Genomic DNA, 1,106 nt, shown 5'->3' with positions numbered 1-1,106 from the left:
CCAGGCTCACCCCCAGCCGTCGCGCCTGGCTGCGCAGCCGCGCGTTCAGCTGCTGCGGCAGCATCCGCTGCGCCTCTCGAACCCCGCTGCCGTCGCCGCGCACCTCGCGCAAGCCGAACGGCGTGCTCGGCGCGTCGATGTCTGCCAGCCACCCCCGGAAGAACGCTTCATGCGCCTTTGCATCAACGCCCAGGCGCGCCTGCGCCACCAGGTTGCGGAACGGCTGTGGCGCGCTCAGCTCATGCGCCCGGCCCTCCAGCTCAGCCCGGACCTCGGCACGCATCACCTCCAGTGTGGTGTGATCCCCGATCAGATGATGCTGCAGCTCCAACAGCAGCCAGCGCGCGCTGCCGGGCTCGCGCGCGATCACAAACCGCAACAACGGCGCTCGGCCAAGATCGATGCGGTGCTGGCGCGGATCAAACCGATCCTTAAGCTGCGCGGCGCCAGGACCAGCAGACCCGTTCAGCTCGACCTCGCTCACCTCCAGCAGCGCGTTCCGCCACACCACCTGGGCCGGGCGCGACAGCCCCTCCCAGACGAACGAGGTGCGCAGAATGTCGTGCCGGTCCACCACCCGCTGGACCGCGGCAAGATAGCGGTCCAACACGCCACGGTCGGCAAACGCCATCTGCGATACCAGCAGGTACGGATCGCCCTTTGTCGCCAACAGATGATGGAACAGGATGCCGTCCTGCAGCGGCGACAAGCCATAAATGTCCTGGATGTTGCCAACCCCGCCGGGCACTGTGGCGATGATCCGGTCGATCTCGCCCTGCGCCAGCTCAATGAGCGGCAACATCTCTGGCGTGATCGCCGTACTCTGTTCGGTGATCCGATTGGCCGGGACCGCCACCTCCTGATGACTGCCCAGGCTTGCGGCCTGATCGGCCAGCACCGGCCTGGCGAACAGCGTGCGCACCTCAACCCCCAGCGACCGCCGCCGCAAACGCTCGATCAGTTGCACCGCCAGCAGCGAGTGCCCGCCGAGCGCAAAGAAGTGGTCGTGGCGTCCGACCCGCTCAACACCCAGAAGCTCGGCCCAGATCTGTGCCAGCGTGATCTCGATCTCGCCTTGCGGCGGCTCATAGGCGCGATGCGCATAC

At 67.4% G+C, this 1,106-nt stretch carries 1 protein-coding gene; it reads right to left on the bottom strand.

All coding sequences use genetic code 11. The annotated features are described in order from the left end of the window. A partial coding sequence (locus XI08_RS09960; RefSeq protein ID WP_271574278.1) for a condensation domain-containing protein occupies positions 1-1,106 on the bottom strand: 1,106 nt, incomplete at both ends.

The organism is Bradyrhizobium sp. CCBAU 11361, from assembly GCF_028128935.1.
GTDB classification, from domain to species: domain Bacteria; phylum Pseudomonadota; class Alphaproteobacteria; order Rhizobiales; family Xanthobacteraceae; genus Bradyrhizobium; species Bradyrhizobium niftali.
Note: the sequence above shows the minus strand (reverse complement) of the source record. Positions and strands in the feature narration are given on the sequence as shown.